Source organism: Chitinophaga sp. CF118, from assembly GCF_900112615.1.
Classification (GTDB): Bacteria; Bacteroidota; Bacteroidia; order Chitinophagales; family Chitinophagaceae; genus Chitinophaga.
In genome coordinates this window covers 333,052-358,235 of the sequence record NZ_FOMK01000003.1, presented here as the reverse complement: position 1 = coordinate 358,235, position 25,184 = coordinate 333,052, and the positions used below count along the sequence as shown (strand labels likewise).

Here is a 25,184-nt window from a genome sequence, read left to right as displayed (position 1 = left end):
AATTATATAAAATAAAAGAAAAGAATACAGATTATTAAGACTAAAACAACCTTATCCAAAATTATTTCCCTGACCCATCCACCTAGTAATTTTTCATGCCACAATTGCAATGTTGCAGTTACAGCGGTCGCCAATACTGCTCCATAAGCAATCCCGTACAAGCCTATAATCCTGTATAATAAAAAGGACAATGATACATTCATCGCTAATGATATAGCACTATATAAAGTAATCCATTTTGTTTTGCCGGAAGCTGATATCAATCCTCCATAATATCCATTCCTCCAGAATCCCAGCAATAAAAAAGTTTTAAATATATGAACCCCTGCAAGATACTTATCCGTAAAAATTAAGACTATCAGTGGCTTAGCAAAAATCATTAATAGCAGAAGAATAGGATAAGTAATATAAGTTACCCGCAAAGTGGTTTTAAGCCACAATTCACGTGCTTCATTAATAGTTTGCTGCTTATATAGCTTTACCAGTTCCGGATAAATGGATTGAGACACCGATGCACTTATCATACTGAAAAAAGGAATTTCAAATGCACCAACTGAATAAATTGCAAACTGGCTAACGTTTGTTAAAGAGCTCACTAATGCCTTGTCCAGATTGCTGCCTATTATACTAATGAAAGCAGCAACATATAACGGAAAACCTATTTTTAAGTAATCAAGATATCTGCCTTCAACATGTTGCTTTTTTGCAAGAGCAATCTCTTTCCCATGCTTAAACAGATAGGTAAAAGTAGGTATCGAAAAAAGCGCAATAAACATCAGAGACAATGAGATCCACAGTAATGTTCCGGTTATATATTTAAAGATCATTACATTCAGAAGAATCAACAGGCTTCCTACTATCAGCACGGCAACCGCACTTCTGAGTAATATCTCTGTTTGCTTATTATTGATCATCAGGTTCCTGAATATCTGATTGCAAGACATCACTATGTACAACAGTGGTATCATATATCGAAAATTCACCAGGCTGTCATTGTTCAATATTTTTGCAAGCAAATTGATACCTCCTAATGGAAAGAAGATAGAAACGAAAATAAACACTCCTGCTACTAACTTCAATACTCTGAAAAGATGGCTTTTGCTTTCCTCCGGCTTCAGTGCTGCATAATATTTAAATCCTTCCGGTATTCCCAGAGACATTAATGGAATCACCAGGTTTATTAATAATCCTAACTGCTTCCATGTTCCAAACATTTCAACAGAAAAGACTCTTGCGAATACAACATCTGCAAGCACTAAAACTACCATCACTGCACTCTGGGAAAATAAAATATTGAAAGACGGTAATTTTATCGCCTGTTTAGCTAGTTCAAATATATTTACAAGGCCTTTCCTGGCAATAGAGATCATTACGCTTTAGTATTTATACCTTTATATATCCGGTCTATAATATCAACTACTTTTAATCCCTCCAAAGCATTCGTCGTAATCGAAGAATTCTCTTTCAATACATCTATCACGTTCTGGATCACATAATGATGATTTTGTGCAGACCCTTTATAAGCACCATAATCATTTCCCGGATTCGTAGCTTCCAATTGAGGCATCACATAATCTTTGATATGGCAATACTCTACCTTATCCATGTATTGTCCTCCTATCTTAACACTTCCATTCTCAGCAATAATGGTCATACTACTTTCGAGATTCTGATTCCATACAGAGGTAGAGAAATTAATGGACCCCAACCCTCCGTTAAGAAATTCGAAAGTAGCAATCCCGGAATCCTCAAACTCGGTCAATCCACTATGGTTAAAGTCAGCAAAACTTGATCTTATATTATCGATATCACCAAAGAGCCAATATAGAATATCTATAAAATGCGAGAACTGGGTAAACAATGTTCCTCCATCCAGATTCTTTTTTCCATGCCAGCTATCGGCAACATAATAACGTCCATCTCTGTTCCAGTAACAGTTCAATTGTACAAGGAAAATTCTACCTAGTTTACCTGATTCAACCAGATTTTTAATCCATACAGATGGTGGTGAATAACGATTCTGCATCACTGCAAAAACATATTTATGTACATGTAATGCCTTGAAAATAACCTTTTCCGCATCCTGCCGCGACAAGGCCATAGGTTTTTCAATAACCACATGTTTCTTTGCATCAAGACATTGCATAGCCTGTTCTGCATGGTAGCCGTTAGGTGTTGCTATATTAATTACATCAACATCTATTCCTGACCCCAGGAAATCATTCAGAGAATTAAAAAAAGGTACTTCTTTATCATACAACTTCAAATCCGCTTTGGGCTTTGCATCCACAAGGGCTACCAATTCTGACTCAGAATTTCTGGAGATCATTTCAGCATGCCGCTTGCCTATATGCCCGCAGCCAATTACGCCGAATTTTACTTTTCTATCCTTGATACTCATATTAATTTAACTTTAGTAACCTCGTTACCTGTAAGTATATATGTTTCGCCACTTTCCGGGCAAACCGCTTTACCATCTTCATTAAATTCAAGACGATGCCCAAATTCACTCATCCAGCCCATCTGCTTTGCAGGATTACCCACCAGCAGAGCATATGCAGGCACTGTCTTTGTCACCACTGCTCCCGCTCCTATAAATGCATAGTCACCGATATCGTGTCCGCAAACAATAGTGGCATTCGCCCCTATTGTTGCGCCATTTCCCACACAGGTTCTGGCATACTGCGATTTCCGGTTTACTGCACTGCGGGGATTAATAACATTCGTAAAAACACAGGATGGTCCCAGGAATACGTCGTTTCCGCAAGTAACTCCTGTATATAGAGAAACATTATTCTGCACCTTAACATTATTCCCTAATACAACGTCTGGAGAGATCACTACATTCTGACCTATATTACAGCCATTGCCTATTTTAGCGCCTGTCATAATATGACTAAAGTGCCAGACCTTTGTACCTTCTCCTATTTCGCATCCCTCATCAATAATTGCTGTTTCATGCGAAAAGAAACTTTTATATGCACTCATTTACTATAAAATTGCTTGATGTTTGATACTATGAAATTCAATTCCTGCTCAGACATTTCCGTATGCATCGGTAATGATAATACCTCTGTACAAAGAACCTCTGCCACAGGAAAACTACCTGGCTGATAATTATCTGACTGATATGCTTTCTGAAAATGCAATGGCAGTGGATAATATATCATCGTAGGAATCCCATTCTTCTGCAGATATTCTTTCAACTGATCACGTTTACCATTTTTAACTTTAAGCGTATACTGATGAAATACGTGCGTCGAATTGGATACTCTTTGAGGAATTATCATTTCCTCTTCTAAAACCGACAATGCATTATCATAAAATGCTGCGGCTTCATTACGGGAGATAGCATACCTGTCAAGGTGCTGAAGCTTTACCCTTAAAACAGCAGCCTGCAATGTGTCAAGCCTGCTATTAATGCCAACTACATCATGGTAATACTTACGCTCCTGACCATGATTAGCAATCATCTTTATACGCCTGGCATATTCATCATTTGAGGTAAAAATGGCACCGCCATCACCAAAGCAACCAAGATTCTTTGAAGGAAAAAAAGAAGTACATCCAATATCTCCCATAACACCCGCCTTACCTCTATACCCGTCAGAGAAGGTATAAGTAGCTCCTATAGCCTGTGCAGTATCTTCTATAATAAAAAGTTGATGTGCTTTAGCCAAACTGATCAAAGATTCCATATCAGCACACTGTCCAAATAAATGAACAGGAACAATTGCTTTGGTCCTATCCGTAATCTTCGCAGTCACATCATTTACATCCAGCATAAACGTACCGGGATGTACATCTACCAGCACAGGCACTAATCCAAGTAAGGCAATCACTTCGGCAGTGGCTACATATGTAAAAGCAGGTACAATTATTTCATCGCCCTGTTGAAGGCCTAATGCCATCATAGCTATCTGTAAAGCATCCGTACCATTAGCACAGGGTATTACATGCCGGCAGTCAATATATCTTGCAAGATCAGATACAAATTCATTAACAGAGGGGCCATTTATAAATGCGGCAGAATCTATACAATTTAATACTGCCTCATCAACTTCATCTTTAATTTTAAGATACTGTGATCTTAAATCCACCATCTGGATATTCATTTCTTCTTATTTTTATACCAGGAATAAGTTAATACCAGACCATCTTTTACTTTTACAGACGGAACATATCCTAATAACCCGTTTACCTTGCTGATGTCTGCCAGGCTGTGCTTTACATCTCCTTCACGTTCTGGCTGATAATGTGGTTGAATATCTACATCTTCAACACTACTGATTACCTTCCATAACTGATTCAATGTTGTGCTTTCGCCACAAGCAATATTTACCACCTGATGTTCATGCAGATCATTGAAAAATAATGCTCTTATATTTGCCTGTACAGCATTCTCAACAAATGTGAAATCCCTGCTTGTTTTACCATCTCCGTTTATAAAAGGCGCTTCTGCAGATAATGCTGCTTTAATAAATAATGGAATAACAGCCGCATATGCTCCATCAGGATCTTGTTTGGGACCAAATACATTAAAATACCTTAATCCTATTGTATGAAAATTATATACTTTAGAAAATGTGCCGGCATATAATTCATTCACATATTTGGTGATTGCATAAGGTGAAAGTGGGTTCCCAATTTTATCTTCCACTTTAGGCAGATCCGGATGATCTCCATAAGTACTCGAACTGGCTGCATAAATCATTCTCTTTATATTGGCATCTCGTGCTGCTACCAGCATATTAAGGAACCCGGAAATATTCACCTCATTCGTTGTTATAGGATCATTAATCGAACGGGGTACCGACCCAAGAGCAGCCTGATGTGAAATGTAATCCATTCCTTCTACTGCTCTACGACATGCTTCAATATCCCTGATATCACCCTCATATAATTCAAAAGCCGGATTATCCAGAAATGGTTTGATATTTTCCCTGCTGCCTGTTGAGAAATCATCCAGTATCCTTACTTTTCCTGCGCCATACTTAAGCAGATATTCAGTCAGATTTGAGCCTATAAAACCCGCACCACCTGTTATTAAAAATTTATATTGGCCAAGGTTTATATTATGATAGGAAGTTTCGTACATAAGAGTTAAAAAATATAATGAATAAGGAGATAAATTGATTATCTATAAACGTGCATCTACATGTTCTTTTGGTAAAATGCCTTTTACATCATAAACAATACACTTCTCTTTACCCATTGATCTGATATCCAGTGTTGCAAACTCTTTATGTGAAACAGCCATAATCACTGCATCATATGTTTCTTTGCTTGTAAGCTCTTTAACAGAATTCCAGCCATATTCCCTTTTTACTTCTGCCGGTTCTGCCCAGGGGTCCAATATAGTGATATGGGTATCGTAATCTTTAAGTGTGCGCAGAATATCCACAACCCTGGTATTACGTACATCCGGGCAATTTTCTTTAAAGGTGATACCCAGTACCAATATGTTTGCATTCTTAATCGGAATTTCCTTCTTGGCCATCAACTTTATTACTTCATGGGCTATGTATTCACCCATTCCATCATTCAACCTGCGGCCTGCAAGAATAATTTCCGGATGATATCCTACTTCCTGCGCCTTCTGCGCAAGATAATATGGATCAACGCCTATACAGTGTCCTCCAACAAGACCCGGCTTGAATTTCAGGAAGTTCCATTTGGTACCTGCTGCCTGTAATACTTCATCCGTGTCAATATCAAGACGGTTGAATATTTTTGCCAGTTCATTTACAAAAGCAATATTGATATCACGCTGTGCATTCTCAATTACTTTTGCTGCTTCTGCCACTTTTATGCAGGTAGCTTTGTGCGTACCTGCAGTTATAACTGATCTGTAAAGGGCATCTACTTTGTCTGCTGCTTCCGGGGTCGAACCTGAGGTAATCTTAAGAATCTGGGCAACAGTATGTTCCTTATCACCCGGATTAATACGTTCCGGAGAATAACCGGCAAAAAAATCCAGATTAAACTTTAAGCCGGAAAATTTTTCCAATACGGGCACACATTCATCTTCTGTTACACCCGGATATACTGTTGACTCATATATAACAATATCTCCCTTTCCCATCACCTTTCCTACTGTTTCACTGGCTTTATAAAGCGGAGTAAGATCAGGCCTGTTATGTTTATCTACCGGGGTAGGAACGGTAACGATATAGTAATTACAATCCTTTAGTTCCTCCAGCTTATTGGTACAATAAAGCCCCTTATCTGCAATAGATCCATTTGAAGTAATTACACTTTTAAGTTTATCAGTTGTTATTTCTAAAGTATGATCAATACCCTGATTCAGTAATGCGATCCTGTCAATATTAATATCAAAACCAACAACTCTAAATTTACTTGCAAATTCAACAGCAAGTGGCAATCCTACATATCCTAAACCTATTATTGCAATTTTTGTATCCTCCGCCATAAATGCTATTATTTTTTTACTTTCTGATTATTATTTAACCTGAACCTTTTCTTTTTAGGTTCTTCTCCATAAGCACCATAACCGTACCCGTACCCGTAACCATAGCCATATCCATAACCATAGCCATAGCCGTAGCCCTGTCCATAGTCCATTCTAACATCATTCACTACTATGTTCAACTTCGGTAGTTTATGTTGCTGATATAACTCCTTGGTTAATCTCATCTGCTCTTTAAAAGTGAAATTCTGTCTAACCATATATATAGTTGCATCTGCATAACGGGCAAGTAATTGAGCATCCGTTACCAATCCGATTGGAGCAGTATCAATGATTATATAATCAAACTGCCTGCGCAGCTGAGCAAACAGTTCTTCTGTTTTTGGCAGCATTAATACTTCTGTTGGATTAGGGGGTACTGGGCCTGAATTAATAATTGAGAAATTAACATGTAACCCCGATTCTGAAACAAGGTCGTCCAACGTAGTTTTCCCAATGACATATGTACTATACCCAACATTATTCTTTAATCCGAGTTTTTCAGAGATCTTCGGTTTACGTAAGTCCATTTCGAGCAACACCACTTTTTTATTGGAAAGAGCCAACACCATTGCTAGGTTGGTAGCTACAAAAGATTTCCCTTCTCCACTCATGCTGGAAGTAAACAGGAGCACTTTTTCATCTTTACCGGGTAATACAAACTGCAAGTTTGTACGAAACGCACGGAACTGTTCTGAGATAGGAGTTCTGCTATCCTGACCAGCTACAATGATTTCTTCACTACTATTATGGCCTATTTCCGCCAGGATGGGAACGGGTGTATTATTTGTAATATCATCTTTTTGTATGATACGCCTGTTAAGTGCATTTTTCAAATAGAGGCCGATTGCCGGAAGTCCCAAGCCAAGTAGAATACATAACATGTAAATGACAGGTGGCTTAGGTTTATATGGCGATGCCTCGCTTTTGGCCGCATCAATTACTTTAGCGATTGGAATATTTGAAGATTTGGATATCGCAGATTCTTCACGCTTTTTCAGTAAGAACAGATATAACTCCTGCTTTACTGCCTGCTGCCTGGAATAATCAAGAAATATTCTTTCCTTTCCCGGCACCTGCCTTATTTTCTGTGTATACATGTCAGCATTACGCTGCAATTCATTTATACTCACCTGAATTCCCTGCTTCAATGAAGTAAGGTTATTTTGCAGATCTGCTCTTAGCCCTATTAATTGTTCATCAAGATTACGGACTACGGGATTAGAAGTTGTACCGAACATCAATTGCCGCTCTCTTTCCAACTGCACAGAATTGTATTTCTCAACTAATGCAATAAATGTAGGATCCTGCACAATGAGAGTAGAAGGTACAACGCGTTTATTATTCTGATTATCCTTCACATATTGTTCCAGGGAGGTAACCACATTCAACTGAACCTGCTTTTCCGTTAATGTTTTAACCAGATCTCCCATTCCAGATACTAATGCTCTGGATTGCTGATCCAGATCCGCTAATTCATTCGTCTGCTTGAATTCCTGGATATCCTTCTCTACTCCGGACAATTCTACACTTACTATTCCGAGACGATTATCTACAAAAGTAATTGTACTGTCTGCCACACGGTTTTTATCATCAACACTCGCCTTCAGATAATCATCAATTAATTTATTAATTATACGCTCTCCTTTAACAGGTGTTTTTGTTGTAATTGTAAGATCAATGGTACTTACCTGTTTATTAGGAGCAGCAATTGTAATGGTCTTTTGAAAGTTTGCAACTGTCTTATCTATTGATAAAACATTCACTACATATCTCTTATCTCCCAATGGAATAATGGCATTTCGCCTTACCTGTAATACGCCTTCAGGAAAATGAAGTGTATCATTCCAGCTTACCTGTCTTTTAATACCGCTCCGCTCTATTGTAACTGTACCTTTATCAGATGTTTTTACAATGTAATTAATCGACGTCAGGGTATCCTTCAAAGATAGAAAGTGTATGCTGAATGGTAAATTCTCAAATAATTCAGTCTGCTTTACCCATCCTTCCCCATAATAGCTGATGTTTAACTCAAGATCGCGTACAACTTTCTCCATAAGCGTACGTGATTCCAGCATTTCAACTTCATTATCAACGCTGCTTTTTGCATTGAACAATTCCAACTCCTGAAATACTCCCTGGCCGCCAAGATCACCACCTTTCTTATCATCTTCTACCAGGATTTTTGCGTTTACTTTATAATCTGGTGTAGTATATCTTAAATAAAGCCAACTCGCAGTTACTGTAATAATAACGCCTATTAAAAACCAATACCAGTTCCTTAATACGGTGTGTAATACCTTTTTTACATCTGGTCCACTATTCTGTGAAATCTCTGGAAAAAAAGATCCATTTGATGTACCATTTTGGTGTATATCTACATTCATAAAATTCAATTAAGACTAAAAACGAACGCGCGTTGCCAATATTAATGCGAGTGATAAAATAGATGCTATAATTGTCACATTTTTGACTCTTACCATATCGGAAGAAGCTACCTTGGATTTGTTAGGCTCCACATAAACAACATCACCCTGTTGTAAATAATAATATGGAGATTTAAACAAATCGCTGCTGTTAAGGTTCAATCTCACTAATTCTTTTTTATTATCCTTTTCCCTGATCAGCATTACATTTTCCCGTTTTCCATAAATGGTAAGGTCACCGGCAGCTCCTAAAGCATCCAGTAATGTTACTTTCTCATTTGGCATAATATAGGTTGAGGGTCTGGTTACCTCCCCCAATACTGTAATCTTGAAATTGGCAAAACGAACATTTACCACCGGATCTTTGAAGTATTCTGACACCTTCTTACGAATGTCTTCCCGCACAAGATCAGTTGTTTTCCCTTTTACTAACACATTCCCTACTAAAGGCAATGCAACATATCCTTCCCTATCCACCAGATAACCATTTATTCCTCCGGATTCACCTGACACACTGGATGCTATCTGCCAACTTGCAGCATTCTGTGGGTTAAAAGATGCCGTAGAAGTCTGATCAATTGTTTGAATAGTCACCTGCAAAATATCATCCGTCTGTATCAGAGGAGTATAATAATTAGCCTGTTCTATTATTTTAACTTTTGTACTGTCAGGAACATCTCTGAAATAAGTAACTTTCTTTAATGTTGTGCAGGAAAATAAAACCATGACAGTAGCACCCACTTGTAATAATTTCAAAGCAGAAGTTCGCCGGTAATAGGTGCTCCCCTTTTTAATAATCTTCTTTTTAATAATCTTCATTATATAAATAACTGTTTAAATGCCCTGCACGTAATAATGCAAAGCCAAAAGAAATGTTATGTTTTCTACAATTTTATTTTATCCTTGTCTAATTGTTCGTAGGCTGAATTTTTACTTATAAATTCAGGAACTAATTGCTTCATCATAGCAACTGTGGGGGTTAGATAATGTTGATGGGCGGATAAAATAAGCTGGTCAATACCATCGTTCACTTCTACGAAATCATATTCACGGACCTTGGCAATCATGATCTTCTCATGATATGTGCTCATCGTATTCTCTGCATTATTCAACAGTTCTTCATATAATTTTTCTCCAGGACGCAAACCTGTATATACTACGTGGATATCTTTTCCAGGTTCTCTTCCACTCATCCGGATCATCTTCTTTGCCAGTTCAGCAATCTTTACCGGTTGCCCCATATCAAACACAAAGATCTCCCCTCCCTGTCCCATTGCACCAGCTTCCAGTACCAACTGGCAAGCTTCCGGAATAGTCATGAAATAACGGGTAATGTCCGGGTGAGTAACAGTTAATGGGCCACCTTTTTCAATTTGCTTTTTAAATCTTGGTATTACAGAACCATTAGACCCTAATACATTACCGAAACGGGTAGTGATAAAACGGGTTGGAGGAATACCATAAACAGGGCCTGTTTTTTTATATTGCTTATTAACGTGATTACTATAAGACTGCGTAAATATTTCTGCAATACGTTTTGAAGCACCCATTACATTCGTTGGGTTAACTGCTTTATCCGTAGATACCATCACAAATTTCTCTACTCCATATTCTACAGATAGTTCCGCCAGAATTTTTGTTCCCAAAACATTATTGAGTACCGCAATGGAAGGATTCTTCTCCATCATAGGTACATGTTTATAAGCAGCGGCATGATAAACAATGGCTGGCTCGTATACTTCAAACAATTGTTGCATACGCACCCTGTCACAAATATTTGAAATGAAAGATACTACTTTGACACCGCCAGCCATATCTCCCATTTCCAGCTCCAGTTCGTGCAAAGGGGACTCCGCTTTATCACATAGTACTATTACAGAAGGAGCAGACTTTACGAGCTGTCTAACCAATTCACTTCCTATAGAACCGGCAGCACCTGTCACTAAAATAGCTTTATCCTTTGTCTCCCGACTTACCTGCTCATTATTATTAATATTGATAACAGAACGATCGAGTAAATCTTCAATCTTTATATCCTGCAACTTCGATGGACTCCAGCCTGTGCTTATCCATTTATTTACAGGCAATACTTTTTGTACTTTGATATTAAGTGTTATACAATTATCAACCAGGTCATTTAATATATGCGGTTCCATTGACTCTTCCGCCAATATTACCAACTCAATCTTATCAATCCTCACCAGTTTTTCAAGAGAAGTTTTACTAATATCATAAATGGGTAACCCTTCTAAACGTTTGCCACTGCGGGTTAGTTTATCATCCAGAAAACCTACAATACGTATATTACCAGAAACATCCTCACTGATAACTTTACGCACTGTTAAACCGGAATGCCCTGCACTATATATCACCGCCTTCGTTTTGTTAATCGAACCATAACGACCATAATAACGGAAAGCCCATTTTACAAACAGACGATAGGATAATAAGACAAAAGTATTTATGAAAAAGTTGATCACAATTACAGACAATGGAAACATACTAGCTGCATGGTAATGCTGGGCTGTTATACCTACATAATAGTATATAGCCGCACTAAGTAATCCCAGGTAGGAAATACGACTTATATCCGCCATACTGGTGTATCTCACAATACCTGTATAAGTGCGGAAAATTAATGAAAGCAATAGATTTACACTCACTACAACCGTAACAATGTCTTGTATGGGGTAGAGGTTAAAATCTTCAAGGTTAAAATTAAGTCTAAGCAAAAAAGCCAGACTCATTCCGACAATAGAACAGGCTAAGTCTAACAATAATATTAGCCAGGACGGGGTAATCCAAGATCTCTTAGTCATCAGTTAATTAGATAAGGTTAAAACTGTATCAGTGTTTCAAAACATCAGTTTTTCTAACGTGCTATCTCTCTTTAAAAAGAATGTTTTGTATTCTAACCTGGGTGCAAAATAAATACATATTGTCAACTTTTGAGTTAAGAATAAATAAATAGAATTAAATGTTTTTAACTCTAATATCATTTTACAATAATATTATCAAAATGAATCGTTAGTATAACTTTTACTACTTGTACCTATCATGCATTGCAACACTAATAACATTCACGTGTCCTCTTAGAAACTACTTTTAATTAAATATCAATTCACGTATTTATACGCATGACAAAGCTCTTACTAAAACAGAAATTACACATATCCTGCTGCAAACAGGAATCATTCACGTGCCTTTGAGAGGCTTACAATTACAAGATCTGGTTGTATTTATTACTATCGGTTTTGTACAACTCCGACAGTTGAACACATTGGAATTAACTCTAAGGTGCGACTACTATTTTAAGTATCCCTTAATAGTGATAACTGCTCAAACAAACACTATACCAATTACATCACATGCTTTTTTTTTACTGTCCGTCTTAATAACAATTGAAGTTTAAATATTGTTTTCAATTTTTTATTAAAAACTATTTATAGACGACAACTCAGATATTTAAAACACTTAACAGTTGAGAAATAAACAAAATATAAAATGCGCGAGTTAAGTATATAGGAATAATTTTAAGTAAAAACTTACCTCTATCTGTAAAATTAACAATGGGTAAATTTTACTACACTTTATATCCCTGCCCTATTGATATTTCCTCATTTTCCACTGTACCATTTGTACGACTTTCTGAAACACCTGTAACAGATATACCGTCTTAAAGGCAAAAATCCGAGAAATGTTTTAACCAGGAAACTTCTGGGTACGCGATCTTCAAGAAGGCCTCTCCTGCACTTGGGGCAAGTAATTGTGGCTTTGGGTACTACCTCCTTTATTGGCATTTCCTTTTGATGATGATCCATAGTTATAATAAGGTTGTATCCCTTAATGGATATGGTAATAAATAAAGAAACAATACTATTACTACTCAAGACGTATACCAAATTAATATTATAGTCTATAAAAATTTACTAACTCATTTATCTGATCCGGATAGAAAATAATTTCAATATTCTCTCATCGTTCACTATAAAGTCTAAACGAGTCATATAGTAGCTTTAATATATAATCTGTTAATTTAACAAGCCATTCCTGGCATAGAATGGTAGTAGTGTTCGTATCGTTTTGTGTGAAAGTAAATTTTTCTTTCAGACTCACTCATTATATTCAATCGCTTTATAGAAAAATAAGTAATACCCCTTAGGTGCAATCCTCAAGACACCGTATTTTTTTCTTCCTTAACATCGGATTAACAAACTTCTCAAAAAAACAACCTTACTTCGCATTCCATTAACTATGTATAAATCAACTTATTATATCCGCATTCACATAGCAACAATCACTTCTTTGATTGCTCCTGCTTATTTCATTAAATACTTCCACAATTCTCTCTAATCCAAATTGCGATATGGAAGTAAAATTCAACCCAAAACACAACACAATAGAAGAATTTACTCGGATGATTTTGTAAACCTCTAATAACCTCACTCGTTATGAAAGATGATTTAAACTCTACATTCACACTTTCCATAGATTGGGAAGATTTCGGTCAGTTAGCCTACAGGGATCACAGTGCGAAGGTTACGGAACCTCTTAAAACTATTGACAGACAAACGGGGATTATACTGGACATATTATCTCAAACAAAAAGGAAAGCTACCTTTTTTATTCTGGGTATGCTTGCACAATATCGCCCGGATTTAGTGAAGAAAATTGCAAAGGAAGGGCATGAAATTGCCTTGCATGGCCAGCACCATAAAAACATGCGCAATCTCAGCAAAGCTGATGCATATAATGATCTCCGGGATTCTTATAAACTCATTACTGATATCATTGGAGGACCTGTATATGGTTACCGGGCTCCTTACTTTTCAATTGACGAAAGTAATTTTTATGTATTGGAAATGCTTGCAGACCTGGGACTCATTTATGATAGCAGCATTTTTCCGATTAAACTTAAACGATATGGCATCGAAAATTTCAATACAAAAGATACACTTTATGAATTACCAAATGGGAAGTCTCTTGTTGAGCTCCCTCTGACAATATCACAGTGGAATAATAAAAAAATACCAGTAGCCGGAGGCGGATATATGAGACTTTTCCCCAAGTTCTATTTAGATCGTATCTTCCGGGATAAAAATAGCAAGCAACAAAATGTAATGTTATATTTACATCCGTACGAATTCGATACACAGAATCTAAATTGCACAGATAATTACCCCCCAGGCGAGAACTACTCAAGAGCAAAAACATTCTTATTCAACATGCGCTGGAATCTTTTCAGAAATTCTATTACGCCCAAAATATGTTCGCTACTTGAAGATTATAATTTCATAACCTGTTTAAAAAAAGCTGAGAATGTCAAAACAAACACATACAGCCCAACAATATTGGGATGTCCGCAGTGATTTATTCGCTAGTTATTACAAAAAACCATCTCTTTTCGACAAACTATTTCGTCAGGGTATTTACACACGTACAGCCGTTGCTCTAAAAACAATACAGGAATATGATAAACCTACTGTTTTAGATATCGGCTCCGGACCAGGGGTGAATAGTGTAACCTGGTTAAAAAATTCCAACGCTTCTCTCCTGCTCGGAATTGATTTTGCAGAATCGATGAATGAATATGCCAGGAAAAATGCAAAATCCGAAGCCCTTGCCGATCGCTGCAAATTTATTGAGGGGGATTTTATGAAGCATAAATTCGACCAGTCTTTTGATATATCCGTAGCTGTAGGCGTATTGGATTATATTGATGATGCTGCCTCATTTATCAAAAAAATGGATGCTGTAACGAACAAAGCATTTGTAGTGTCATGGCCCAAAAACGGCCTCCGGATGGCGTTACGAAGATATCGTTACACCTGTGCTGTTTTTCATTATACGGAGAAGAGTATCAGAGATCTGCATGCCAACTGCAATATTAAAAGTATTGATTTTATACCTACAAATGCAGGATGGGTAACCATTGCCAGGAAAAAATAGTGTTTATTATTTTAGTTTATGCAATTAAGCAATTCGCTACACTCACTTGATTTACAACCTAAATACACAGGATCTCAATTCTATTATATCCAATGTGAACCAGGGAATAGTGATTGAGAGTGTAGCGAATCTTTTACCATACTTATCCTATTTTTTCTTCGAACAAACTATAGCTGTAATCCAGCATAGTTTCTTTAATGGAGGAAAAACATACAATAAAAATCTATCTACGATAGCTAGCGGTTTTTCTAACAGCTTGTAAAATCGTATTTTATTATTGAATAACAGTATTGCCAGTACTCCAAACAAGTGAAACTCTTTATGATTAATTGTTTCAAAATGATCTTTTAGATTTTCAATTTCAGTAAATGTTAAGTAGCCTTTGATTGATTTTATATAACTTTTCTTGCGTTCAGTATTCGCTGTAATTTTCCTGAATAGACGATAAATATTTATAAATGGGTTAAATGGTAAATTTTCGATTAATATAAGAGAGCCATCTTTTGTCAAAACCCTTAAATACTCCCGGATCACTTTGTCCCTTTGCATATATTGTATAGTACTCATCGAAAACACGTTATCAATGCACTCATTCGTGATCATGGACATGTTTTCTGTAGTGGTATTAATGAATGTACAGTTATTTCCTACCTGGTAACGGTGTGAATTATTCTGTGCTTCTGATAGTCTATCCCCATTAATGTCAATACCAATTATGGAGGCCCCTTTTAAAGCAAAAAAGATACTCATTTCGCCATTTCCACATCCCGCATCCAAAACTGTTGTCCCATCCACTTCATCAATCTGATTTACTAAATAATGAATTGGAGCACTAAATATCAGTCCTCCACGGCAATCCTTGTTAAGATACAGACATTCAAATTTTTCCATGATTGAGGGTGATTATTGATTAGTTTTATTCTCTTGCTTTCCATTTTTAATATGGTTTGCTAATTCAGACATTGTATTACTTTGAAAATTATACCTTTTATTTAAATCATTATAATGGGCCAATATTCTTTTTAAAAAGGAAAAATTCTCATTCTGATTTACTCCAAAATTATGGGGATGCCACCATAAATGGTAAGTCATATTATTCCTGGCGGCGTATGACATTCCAGATTTTATTCTATGCAATTTTAATCCATCCAAAAGCTTTAGTCTCCTTGAATACGGTCTTAAAAATCTGCTTGCTGGTATATCAATCGGATACTTACTCTTTAAGTAGGATTTAGTATAACTATTATGTCCGGATATATTTATGTAAGCATCCAATAACCTGAAAATTCTGCGAACCCGGTTATCTTTATTCTTCGCTACATATAACCAGGAATGCTCGTTTCCTCTGTAACAAATAATTCCTAATTCATTGCAAACTTTTACATATTCATCATTAAATTGATTTCTTGGAAAAACTAAAGAGGTTAAAGCAATTCCATATTTTTTTCCGATTTTTATTGCTGACTCAATATCAGTTCTAAACTCATCAATATTTTGTCCTTCCTCTAAACAATAATAATGGGAAAAGGTATGAGTACCTATTTCCTGCTCTGGATAATCCTGAATAAGTTTTATCAGCGTAGGTGCATAATGATATAAGTCTACCTTTAAATTATCACCTACTAAATCAAAATAATCATTGTAAGGTGATAAATTTACCTTTTTATAACTGGGTGAACTTACAGGTACATTATTTATTAACTCCTGCTTGTTTTCAAAAAATAAAAAACCAACGGTAGAAAATGTTGCCCTTACTTTATACTCTCTGAAAGTTTCTAACAAACGTGGTATTACAGTATGAACACCTAATACATTCTTTCCGTATTGCTCTTTTGTTCTGCAGTCTCTAACCCCCCATAATAGTTCAAAGTCAAGGGATATTATAAAATTTCCATAATCCAAGGTATCCTTTTTAGTTTCATTCATGGAAGGTATAATTGATGTGGAAAAACAACATTTTGTTCAGCCTTTTCAGCTGTATTTAAGGTTTAACATTTACTTTGAGACAATATTTACTGCTCAGTTTTTTATTAAATTATTTCTATAACACTCTTAAATCCCAATTTGTTTTACATTCTGCCCTGATTATACTTATATTTATAACTTCATTGTTAATTTTCTCTTATTGGTATTATCTTAGCCCTCATGGATCATACAGACATCAAAGGCTATAGAAGCAATCCGCAGTTAAAAACAATCATTCACGACTGGAAAGGAACACCGGTAGATAAGAACGGCAGGTTCATGAACCTCACTCACCCATACATACCCAAACTATCAGACCTGCTCCGCTGGAAATTGCAATCGAACCCATTCAAACAAGAAAAGAAAACAGCACACTGGCAACCTGAAATACAAACAGATCATTCCTGGATAAACAGCAACGAAGATGTGATTGTGTGGCTGGGCCACTGTACTTTCTATATAAGTATAGGTGGCATCAGGTTACTAACCGACCCGGTATTCGGCGATATACTCACGCTTAAACGCCAAACACCTTTCCCTGTAGATCCTGTTATTTTTACTAACCTGAACTATATCCTGTTATCCCATGATCATCGCGATCATATGGACAAAGAGAGCCTTCAGTTATTATCACGAAATAATCCCGGGGTCAAATATCTCACCGGTCTGGGAGAAGAAAAGCTCGTTCATCGGTTTACAAACTCAAACAATATTGAAACGGCTGGCTGGTATCAGCAGTTTAATACCACTGCAATACAGATCACATTTATCCCTTCCAGACACTGGGCAAAACGCAGTGCCTTTGATACCAATCAACGCCTTTGGGGTGGCTTTGTAGTTGAGGGGAATAACAAACGTATCCTGTTTGGAGGGGATAGCGGATATGATATTCATTACAAACAACTGGCAGAAGTATTCGGTAGCTTTGATTATGCCCTCCTGGGTATCGGAGCCTATCAGCCCACCTGGTTTATGAACCCCAGCCACCAGTCTCCGGCAGAGGCCCTGCAGGCATTTGAAGACCTGCACGCAAAGTATCTCATTCCTATGCATTATGGCACCTTTGATTTGGCCGATGAACCATTGGATATGCCTGCGAAAGAGTTAATGAAAGCAGCTGCCCAAAAGAATGTAATCATATTAAAACCCGGGCAGCCGCTGTCTGTTAATTGATTTCACTAATTTACTTTACTGGTCCTCTCTATCTGAATACCTTTGGAGTGGTTGCTGTAATGAAAGCTGTTACCAGCAAAGCGGGCGTATTTTGTTTTATACTTTTTGAAGATATCGGCCGATTGCGCTTTACCGTTCACCGTCATTTCATCATTAGTAAGTGACAGATCATGTAAACTTTCTTCATTGGGGATGACCTTATCGTTGATCAGTTCACTGATCATTGTTTTCACCAGTTTGCGATCTTCTTCTGCCTTTTTACGATCAATATCTGCCTGTGCTCTGTCTTTATCCGCCTGCACACGGTCTTTTTCTGCCTGCTTACGATCCAAGTCAGCCTGCTTACGATCTAATTCAGCCTGTGCACGGTCTTTCTCAGCCTGTTTACGGTCTTTCTCTGCCAGCGAGCGATCTTTCATAGCTTGTTCACGATCTTTCTCTGCCTGCGCACGATCTTTCTCTGCCTGTTTACGGTCTACTTCAGCCTGTGCCCGGTCTTTTTTTACCTGTTCTTTAATCTCCGTAATTGCAGTATTATATTTACTCCATTGGTCTGCCGGGATTTTTTTACCATTCACATACAGCTCAGTTATATTGTCGTTCTCCATTTCTATCCTGTACGAAGTGCCTTTCCATTCAGTATTGACACTTGTAGTCTCCTGTTTCTCCGTAACGGGAGAATCCTGTGCATTGACAAATAAAGTTGTCAGTAATGCAACGAGTAAAAAAATGCTTTGTGGGAAATAATTCTTTCTCATGGTTTTGTTAGTTTTTTATGGTTTTAAAAAGGGCAATAAGATCCCGCTTCACTTTCAGTGAATATTCGGAATAGGCAATACATTCCTGCTTCACTTACCAGTGAATGTTAAAAAATGAAAATGTTTATGGAAATTAAGTATTCGCCAGCCTGGCTCTTTCTTTCATGGCATGCTCACGGTCCCTTTCTGCCTGTTCACGGTCTTTATCGGCTTGTATCCTGTCTTTCATGGCCCGCTGCCGGTCCAGCACTGCCTGTTCGCGATCTTTATTTGCCTGCTCTCTGTCTTTCTCTGCCTGCACACGATCCAGTTCGGCCAATACTCGGTCTTTATCCGCCTGTTCTTTATCTCTTTCCGCCTGCTCCCTTAGTATGTCGGCATGCACACGCATTATATCTGCCTGAACCCTGGCTTCTTCAGCAGCAGCAAGACTACCTTGCTCCTGCTCAACAAACTCCCGCTTTTCTACTGTTATAACCCTTTGCCGGAGTTTATGTGGTTTTGAATATCGTTTAATGGTATCTGTTACCGATTTTGTAACGATCTGGGAAGACGATGTATAAATAGGTTTACTATCAACTATTGTACGGATCTCCACGATACCAGCTGCTGTAATCATGACCCCAAGGAGCAGTATTCCTGCCATAAAGAACAGTTTCTCTGCAGGGTTGAGTGTATTATTCCTGTTATGCAGAATCCGGCTCACCCGCTGCAATAAATGATCTTTCCTGCCTGGAAAAGCCACTGCATAGTTTGAACCATACAATGAATGTTCCTTGAAACTGATCAGCGCTTCTATAAATTCTCTTTTGTTCTTTGTCTGCGCAAGGGCAATATCATCACAGCAATGTTCCCGTTCATCGCGCAGTAATGATGAAATCCATAGCAATCCCGGGTTAAAGAAAAATATAGCTTCAGTAATATTTTGTAAGATGTTCACAAAGTAATCGTTCCTCCGGATGTGTGCCAGTTCATGCAATAAAACTGCCTCTACCTGGCTGATTGGCAGTCCTGCTAATAATCCCACCGGGATAAGAATCACCGGCTTGAAATGCCCTATTACAAGTGGCATTTTCACATACCCGGATTCCAGTAACAATACCGCTTTTTTTAATTGCAATTTTTCACAGAGTACTTCCATCTTATTTTTCCAGTCATCGCCGGGAGAATAAATATTCCTATGCCTCGCACGACTGATATAAATAAGCCCTCCCATAATCCTGACTGTACGTGCAATAAAAAAGATGAACCATATACATAATATAATGGGGGCATTCGCTGAAAAGTAGTGAATACATGTCTTTATGATATCGGCCCTGATATTAAAGAACGCAGCCCCGGAAATAGATTGAACTACTGTATGTAACTGGTACTGGTTCCACTCCCACATAAAAGTAAAGATGCAGGCGCATACAAATAATAAAAGCAGTGCAAATACCAGGTTATAACGTATAGCTGCAGATGACCTTTTGGTGAGCATCAGCACCACACCGGCAATAATTGCCAGCAGTAATCCCTGCCATAATGAATGGATAAGCATCCAGCTGAACGCCTGTACCAGTTGATGTAAGTACATAATTAATTATTTACTCATCTTATTCAGTAACTCTTTTATCTTCTTCAGCTCTTCTGCAGATGTTTTATCGTTACCCAGCAAAGCTACCATTAAGTCGCTGGGAGAACCGTTATACATAGAATCCACAAAACGCCCCAACAGATTACCTTTCACTTTATCTTCCACAAGTAAAGCACTGTAAATGTGTTTCATATTGGTTTCATCACGATCCAGCATTCCCTTCTCTTTCATCACCTGCATCAGCTTCAAGGTAGACGTATATATTACCGCCTCCTTCTGCTCATTGAGCTTGTCGTGTACAAATCGTACGGTAGATGGGCCATACTGCCATAACACCTGTAACACGTCCATTTCGGTCTTGGTAGGAACAACTTCATCTTTCATAACCTAAAGGTACGTATTAAAACGTACGTTACATCAAGAAGGGTTACTTTTTTTGAAAAAATTTAGAGAGTCTCTTTTCAATCCATCCGTAACATTGAACAATACAAGTTTGTGGACGTTATTTGTATAAGTAATTCTGTCCCCCAAATAATTTCACAACGTGAAAAAACTTACTCTCAGCTTTGACTTCACCAACATTTAATCAGAGCGTTTCAGGCAGTACTATTAACCTTACCTGGACAGGCGATGATATAGATAATGATATTGCAGGATATGATGTTTATTTTGGTACAACCTATACAGCTCCTCTTTATCAGAGTAATGTTAGCAATATGTACTTAAACAGTATCGCCATTACATCCGGAACAACTTATTATTGGAAGGTAGTAACACACGATACAAAAGGGAATACCTCCACTTCAGATGTTTATACATTTATAGTGAATTGATGAAAGAATTTTCTTTTAGAAATGTAATGTTTTGTCTACCATACAATCTCACCATATCAAAATGATAATTTACCCTCTCATTTTGATATTGTAAATTCTAAATAATTTTTTACATAAAATTCTAACATATTGACTTTGTATTATTTATGATCAGTTATTGACTTTGGCATTTCAATGGCATATAGGGTGGGCAATTAATTTAAATAAAACATGAAAGAGCGCTTATTCATTTTTATTTTGCTTACAACTGTCACATTGAATGCATTTTCTCAGGTAGATCCAAAATCCTTAAGTACCCGCAAAGATTCCGTAAAACGTTCCCTGCCATCACCGTTGGATTCACCTCCGTTTCCAACCAGCGAATGGGATGGTGCTCCTCTTATTGGTATTGATGCCACAGCCCCCGTTTATCCTCTGCAAAAAGCCTTAGGATTAACTAAAACCAAACTTAGAATTTATGGCTGGATTGATCCCGGGGTAAATATAAGTTCTTCAAAAACATCCAATGCTCCTACATCGTACGATCTCATTCCAAACAATGTAGTGCTCGACCAGGTGGGTCTTAAATTTGACCTCCAGCCAAATACAATTCAAACAGACCACATTTCAGCAGGATTCCTGCTTACTACCATCTTTGGCACCGATTACCGCTTCACTACAGCCAAGGGCTATTTTAGTGATCAGTTGTTAAAACACAATAATAAATATGGGTTCGACCCCGCCGAAATTTATGGATTAATATACTTTCCGAAGATCGCTGATGGTATGATTTTAAAGGTTGGACGATTTATTTCTCCTGCCGATATTGAGGCACAATGGGCAACAGATAATTACCTCTACTCACACTCGTTAATGTTTACGGTAGATCCTTATACATTCACCGGGGCACAAGCAACTTTTAAGCTCGGATCATACTGGCAACTGGAAGTTGGCGTACATGCGGGAAATGATGTTGCTCCATGGAGCAACTCTGCAAGTATTAATGGCTTATTAATGGCCCGTTGGGTTTCAAAGAATAACAACAACTCCATTTACGGAGGTATTAATTCATTGGGCGCCGGTAAGTACAAAAATAATCATGATGATCTGCAAATGGTTGTTGCAACCTGGGGGCACCGCTTTAATAATACGGTGCACATGATGACAGAAGTATATTATATGTGGCAAAAAGATGCACTTGTTGGGGGAACAGTAATTGATGGTCCACCACAACCATTTTTCAAAGGTGTAGGTGCGGGAAACCCAATTCCTGGATATGCTAATGCTCTTGGTGCTGTTAATTACTTCCAGGTAAAACTTTCAGGGGCTGACTACCTATCTATTCGTAATGATTATTTAAACGATGCTAAGGGAAACCGTACAGGCTTCGCTACTGCATATTCAAGTCATACTATCGGGGTTGTTCACTTCTTTAATCCTTATATAAGAATACGCCCGGAAATAAGATATGAACGCGCTTATGCTAACAATGTAACACCATATGATAACGGAGTTAAAAAAGACCAGTATTCAGCTGCTGCGGATCTGATAGTCCGTTTTTAAAACACAAAGCAGTAAAACACATAAGGTATCAGTAACTGATACCTTATGTGTAATCATATAAAATTTATTCCGCTCTCAAACTCTTCACTGGATTCATCAATGCTGCCCTGATACTCTGGAAACTCACCGTTACCAATGTAATGATCAATATCCCCACTCCTGCTATGGCAAAGATCCACCACGATATTTCAGAGCGGTACTGGTATTTCTGTAACCAGTTACTCATAAGATACCAGGCCATGGGGATGGCAATGATCAATGAGATAAATACCAGCAGCACAAAGTCTTTCGATAATAATTTCCAGAGATTGAATACAGATGCTCCCATTACTTTCCTCACACCAATTTCTTTAGTTCGCCGCTCTGCCATGAAAGATGCCATTCCAAATAATCCCAGGCAACAGATAAAAATAGCAAGAACAGCAAAGAAACTTCCCAGTTTACCTATTCGTTGCTCATTGCCAAACTTCTTCGCATATTCATCATCCACAAATTTGTAATCAAACGGTTGATCAGGACAATACTTTTTAAAGACAGCTTCAATTTTACTCAATGCTTCCGGAGCACTTTTAGCAGGATTCATTCTTATATTAACAATACTCGTATACTGCTTATCTATGTGATACATAGAGGGTCTCACTGGTTCATATGGCGATTCCACGATCATATCTTTAATTACCCCAATCACTTTAAATGAAACATCGTCCCACTTAATTATCTCACCCACCGGATTTTTTAAACCCATAAATTTTACCGCAGCCTCATTTAAAACAAAACCAGATGAATCTGTTGCATAAGCGGTAGAAAAGTCCCTTCCTTCTATAAATTTCCATCCTATTGTTTTTCCATACTCATATGATACCCCCGTACTGGGAAAATCCACTGCCAGGGAAGGATCTTTTCCTTTCCAGTCAAAACCTCCATTCGTTGACCAAACGGCCGTTACAGGGGCATTGGCTTCCGCCATTTCTGCAATTGTTCCTGTACTTTTCAATTCAGTTCTTATTGCGTCAAAATGATTATGAATATCATTGTTGATCATCTGTAAAGAAATTAATCCATCACGGCTATATCCAACCGGTCTGTTCATTGCATACTGAATCTGGCGGAACACAACAATAGTTCCAATGATCAACGTAACAGATACAGTAAACTGCAATACCACAAGTACCTTACGGGGAATAGCGGCATACCGCCCCACCCGGAAAGTACCTTTTAATACCTTTACCGGCTGAAAAGAAGAAAGATAAATAGCCGGATAACTACCGGCTATTAAACCTGTGAGCAGACTTATGCTAATACCCACCAACCAGAATACAGGATTGCTCCAAAGGATGGACATCTTTTTGTCAGCTACACTATTGAAAAATGGAAGAATTAATTGTACAACAAGCAGGGAACATACAAACCCGAACACTACTACCAACAGGGATTCACTGAAAAACTGACCTATCAGTTGACTGCGTAAAGACCCGATAGCCTTACGAATCCCCACTTCTTTCGCCCGCTTTTCTGAACGGGCCGTGCTCAGATTCATGAAATTGATACAGGCGAGTAACAATACAAAAATGCCAATAATACAAAACAACCACACAAACTGGATCCGTCCGCCACTATTCACTCCGTTCTTAAATTCTCCATATAAATGCCATCTACTCATTGGATGCAGGAAAACTGCCGGACGATATTTTTTATCTTCTTCAGGAATATGATTCAGCTTAACGTCTTTGATCTTTGCAGAGACCTTATTCATATCTGTATTATCTGCAATCTGCACCAAAACAAGAAATGCATTATTACCCCACGGAAAATCATTTTTTTTCACCCATCCCAGACTATTAATATACAGATCAAACGGTGCTATAAAGGCTACATTACCAAAAGCAGAATTATAAGGCAGGTCTTTATATACTCCCGTCACTATCACGTTCTCCTGGTTATTAATTTTCATGGACTTACCCATGGGGTCTTCATTACCGAAGTAATCTTTTGCAGTCGATTCGGATAATAAAATGGATGAATTATCTTTCAGGTTTCCCCTGCTCCCCTTCAGCATTTGCAGATCCAGCAACTCAGGACCATCCGGCTCCATATATTTACCGATCTTCTTCAGTTTCTTGTCACCGCTGGCAAGCACCTTGTAGAAATCCCAGGAGGCCATCACCACATGCTTAAAATTATCGCCATATGTGTTGCGCAGGGCATCTCCCATTGGATAGGGCATCGTTTGCCAGGTCCCAACGTCTCCATTGAAGGTCTGATTCTGCATCAACTGCGCTATCTGATTATAGTTTTTGTTGTATTTGTCGAACGACAATTCATCCCAGATCCACAACCCAATAAGCATAGCGACAGACATTCCGGCTGCTAATCCGCCGATATTAATAAGAGAATATCCTTTGCTTTTGATAAGATTGCGCCAGGCAATTTTGAAATAACTACTGATCATAAGGGTATGGGTATGTTATCCTGATTCGATGAAAAGTATGCCAA

General features: G+C 37.8%; 20 protein-coding genes. 5 read left to right on the top strand and 15 right to left on the bottom strand.

Annotated features, from left to right (window positions below; all coding sequences use genetic code 11):
- Window positions 1-2: 2 nt before the first annotated feature.
- The 9 genes from BM176_RS13785 to BM176_RS13745 form a co-directional block, all read right to left on the bottom strand.
- Window positions 3-1,370 carry a lipopolysaccharide biosynthesis protein gene (locus tag BM176_RS13785; protein ID WP_090103900.1) on the bottom strand — a complete coding sequence of 456 codons (1,368 nt, stop codon included), beginning with the start codon at window positions 1,368-1,370 and terminating at the stop codon, window positions 3-5.
- Window positions 1,370-2,401, bottom strand: coding sequence for a Gfo/Idh/MocA family protein (locus BM176_RS13780; protein ID WP_177230400.1), 1,032 nt, complete (start codon window positions 2,399-2,401; stop codon window positions 1,370-1,372). Before BM176_RS13780 ends, BM176_RS13785 begins: the two co-directional genes overlap by 1 nt.
- A complete protein-coding gene (locus BM176_RS13775; protein WP_090103898.1) occupies window positions 2,398-2,988 on the bottom strand; it encodes an acyltransferase in 591 nt (196 codons plus the stop codon). Before BM176_RS13775 ends, BM176_RS13780 begins: the two co-directional genes overlap by 4 nt.
- Window positions 2,985-4,115: a DegT/DnrJ/EryC1/StrS family aminotransferase gene (locus tag BM176_RS13770; RefSeq protein ID WP_090103896.1), complete on the bottom strand. Its 1,131-nt coding sequence runs from the start codon at window positions 4,113-4,115 to the stop codon at window positions 2,985-2,987. Before BM176_RS13770 ends, BM176_RS13775 begins: the two co-directional genes overlap by 4 nt.
- The gene (locus BM176_RS13765) at window positions 4,112-5,098 is read right to left on the bottom strand and encodes an SDR family oxidoreductase (RefSeq protein WP_090103894.1); all 987 of its coding nucleotides are present in this window, start codon (window positions 5,096-5,098) and stop codon (window positions 4,112-4,114) included. The genes BM176_RS13770 and BM176_RS13765 overlap by 4 nt, the downstream gene beginning before the upstream one ends.
- A 42-nt stretch (window positions 5,099-5,140) precedes the next feature.
- The gene (locus BM176_RS13760) at window positions 5,141-6,433 is read right to left on the bottom strand and encodes a nucleotide sugar dehydrogenase (RefSeq protein WP_090103892.1); all 1,293 of its coding nucleotides are present in this window, start codon (window positions 6,431-6,433) and stop codon (window positions 5,141-5,143) included.
- A gap of 8 nt (window positions 6,434-6,441) precedes the next feature.
- On the bottom strand, window positions 6,442-8,856 hold the full coding sequence (locus BM176_RS13755; protein ID WP_090103890.1) for a GumC family protein: 2,415 nt from the start codon (window positions 8,854-8,856) through the stop codon (window positions 6,442-6,444).
- 15 nt (window positions 8,857-8,871) lie between these two features.
- Window positions 8,872-9,714: a polysaccharide biosynthesis/export family protein gene (locus BM176_RS13750; RefSeq protein ID WP_255373510.1), complete on the bottom strand. Its 843-nt coding sequence runs from the start codon at window positions 9,712-9,714 to the stop codon at window positions 8,872-8,874.
- 65 nt (window positions 9,715-9,779) lie between these two features.
- Window positions 9,780-11,642, bottom strand: coding sequence for a polysaccharide biosynthesis protein (locus BM176_RS13745; RefSeq protein ID WP_255373509.1), 1,863 nt, complete (start codon window positions 11,640-11,642; stop codon window positions 9,780-9,782).
- Between the two features lie 1,704 nt (window positions 11,643-13,346).
- Between BM176_RS13745 and BM176_RS13740 the strand changes: the two genes are divergently transcribed.
- The gene (locus BM176_RS13740; protein ID WP_090103886.1) at window positions 13,347-14,264 is read left to right on the top strand and encodes a polysaccharide deacetylase family protein; all 918 of its coding nucleotides are present in this window, start codon (window positions 13,347-13,349) and stop codon (window positions 14,262-14,264) included.
- Window positions 14,215-14,844, top strand: coding sequence for a class I SAM-dependent methyltransferase (locus BM176_RS13735; protein ID WP_090103885.1), 630 nt, complete (start codon window positions 14,215-14,217; stop codon window positions 14,842-14,844). Before BM176_RS13740 ends, BM176_RS13735 begins: the two co-directional genes overlap by 50 nt.
- A gap of 147 nt (window positions 14,845-14,991) precedes the next feature.
- Here BM176_RS13735 and BM176_RS13730 read toward each other — a convergent pair whose 3' ends face one another.
- Both BM176_RS13730 and BM176_RS13725 read right to left on the bottom strand, forming a co-directional pair.
- Entirely contained in the window at window positions 14,992-15,735 is a 744-nt protein-coding gene (locus BM176_RS13730) for a class I SAM-dependent methyltransferase (RefSeq protein ID WP_090103883.1), read from the bottom strand.
- A 12-nt stretch (window positions 15,736-15,747) separates the two neighbouring features.
- A complete protein-coding gene (locus BM176_RS13725; RefSeq protein WP_218162206.1) occupies window positions 15,748-16,770 on the bottom strand; it encodes a polysaccharide deacetylase family protein in 1,023 nt (340 codons plus the stop codon).
- Between the two features lie 219 nt (window positions 16,771-16,989).
- Here BM176_RS13725 and BM176_RS13720 point away from each other — a divergent pair, with 219 nt between their 5' ends.
- Window positions 16,990-17,982, top strand: coding sequence for an MBL fold metallo-hydrolase (locus BM176_RS13720; protein ID WP_090103881.1), 993 nt, complete (start codon window positions 16,990-16,992; stop codon window positions 17,980-17,982).
- A 5-nt stretch (window positions 17,983-17,987) separates the two neighbouring features.
- Here BM176_RS13720 and BM176_RS13715 read toward each other — a convergent pair whose 3' ends face one another.
- The 3 genes from BM176_RS13715 to BM176_RS13705 all read right to left on the bottom strand — a co-directional run bounded on the left by BM176_RS13715 (window position 17,988) and on the right by BM176_RS13705 (window position 20,700).
- Window positions 17,988-18,740, bottom strand: coding sequence for a hypothetical protein (locus BM176_RS13715; protein ID WP_090103879.1), 753 nt, complete (start codon window positions 18,738-18,740; stop codon window positions 17,988-17,990).
- Window positions 18,741-18,873: 133 nt separating this feature from the next.
- A complete protein-coding gene (locus BM176_RS13710) occupies window positions 18,874-20,316 on the bottom strand; it encodes a M56 family metallopeptidase (RefSeq protein ID WP_090103877.1) in 1,443 nt (480 codons plus the stop codon).
- Between the two features lie 6 nt (window positions 20,317-20,322).
- Window positions 20,323-20,700 (bottom strand): BlaI/MecI/CopY family transcriptional regulator, encoded by a 378-nt coding sequence (locus BM176_RS13705; RefSeq protein WP_090103875.1) that lies wholly within the window; start codon window positions 20,698-20,700, stop codon window positions 20,323-20,325.
- Window positions 20,701-20,882: 182 nt separating this feature from the next.
- On the opposite strand from BM176_RS13705, the gene BM176_RS13700 reads away from it, so the two are divergent.
- Together BM176_RS13700 and BM176_RS13695 are read left to right on the top strand one after the other, a co-directional pair.
- The gene (locus tag BM176_RS13700; protein ID WP_090103873.1) at window positions 20,883-21,149 is read left to right on the top strand and encodes a hypothetical protein; all 267 of its coding nucleotides are present in this window, start codon (window positions 20,883-20,885) and stop codon (window positions 21,147-21,149) included.
- A 210-nt stretch (window positions 21,150-21,359) separates the two neighbouring features.
- On the top strand, window positions 21,360-22,691 hold the full coding sequence (locus BM176_RS13695; RefSeq protein ID WP_090103871.1) for an outer membrane beta-barrel protein: 1,332 nt from the start codon (window positions 21,360-21,362) through the stop codon (window positions 22,689-22,691).
- A gap of 64 nt (window positions 22,692-22,755) precedes the next feature.
- Here BM176_RS13695 and BM176_RS13690 read toward each other — a convergent pair whose 3' ends face one another.
- Window positions 22,756-25,140 (bottom strand): ABC transporter permease, encoded by a 2,385-nt coding sequence (locus BM176_RS13690; RefSeq protein ID WP_090103869.1) that lies wholly within the window; start codon window positions 25,138-25,140, stop codon window positions 22,756-22,758.
- Window positions 25,141-25,184: the final 44 nt, after the last annotated feature.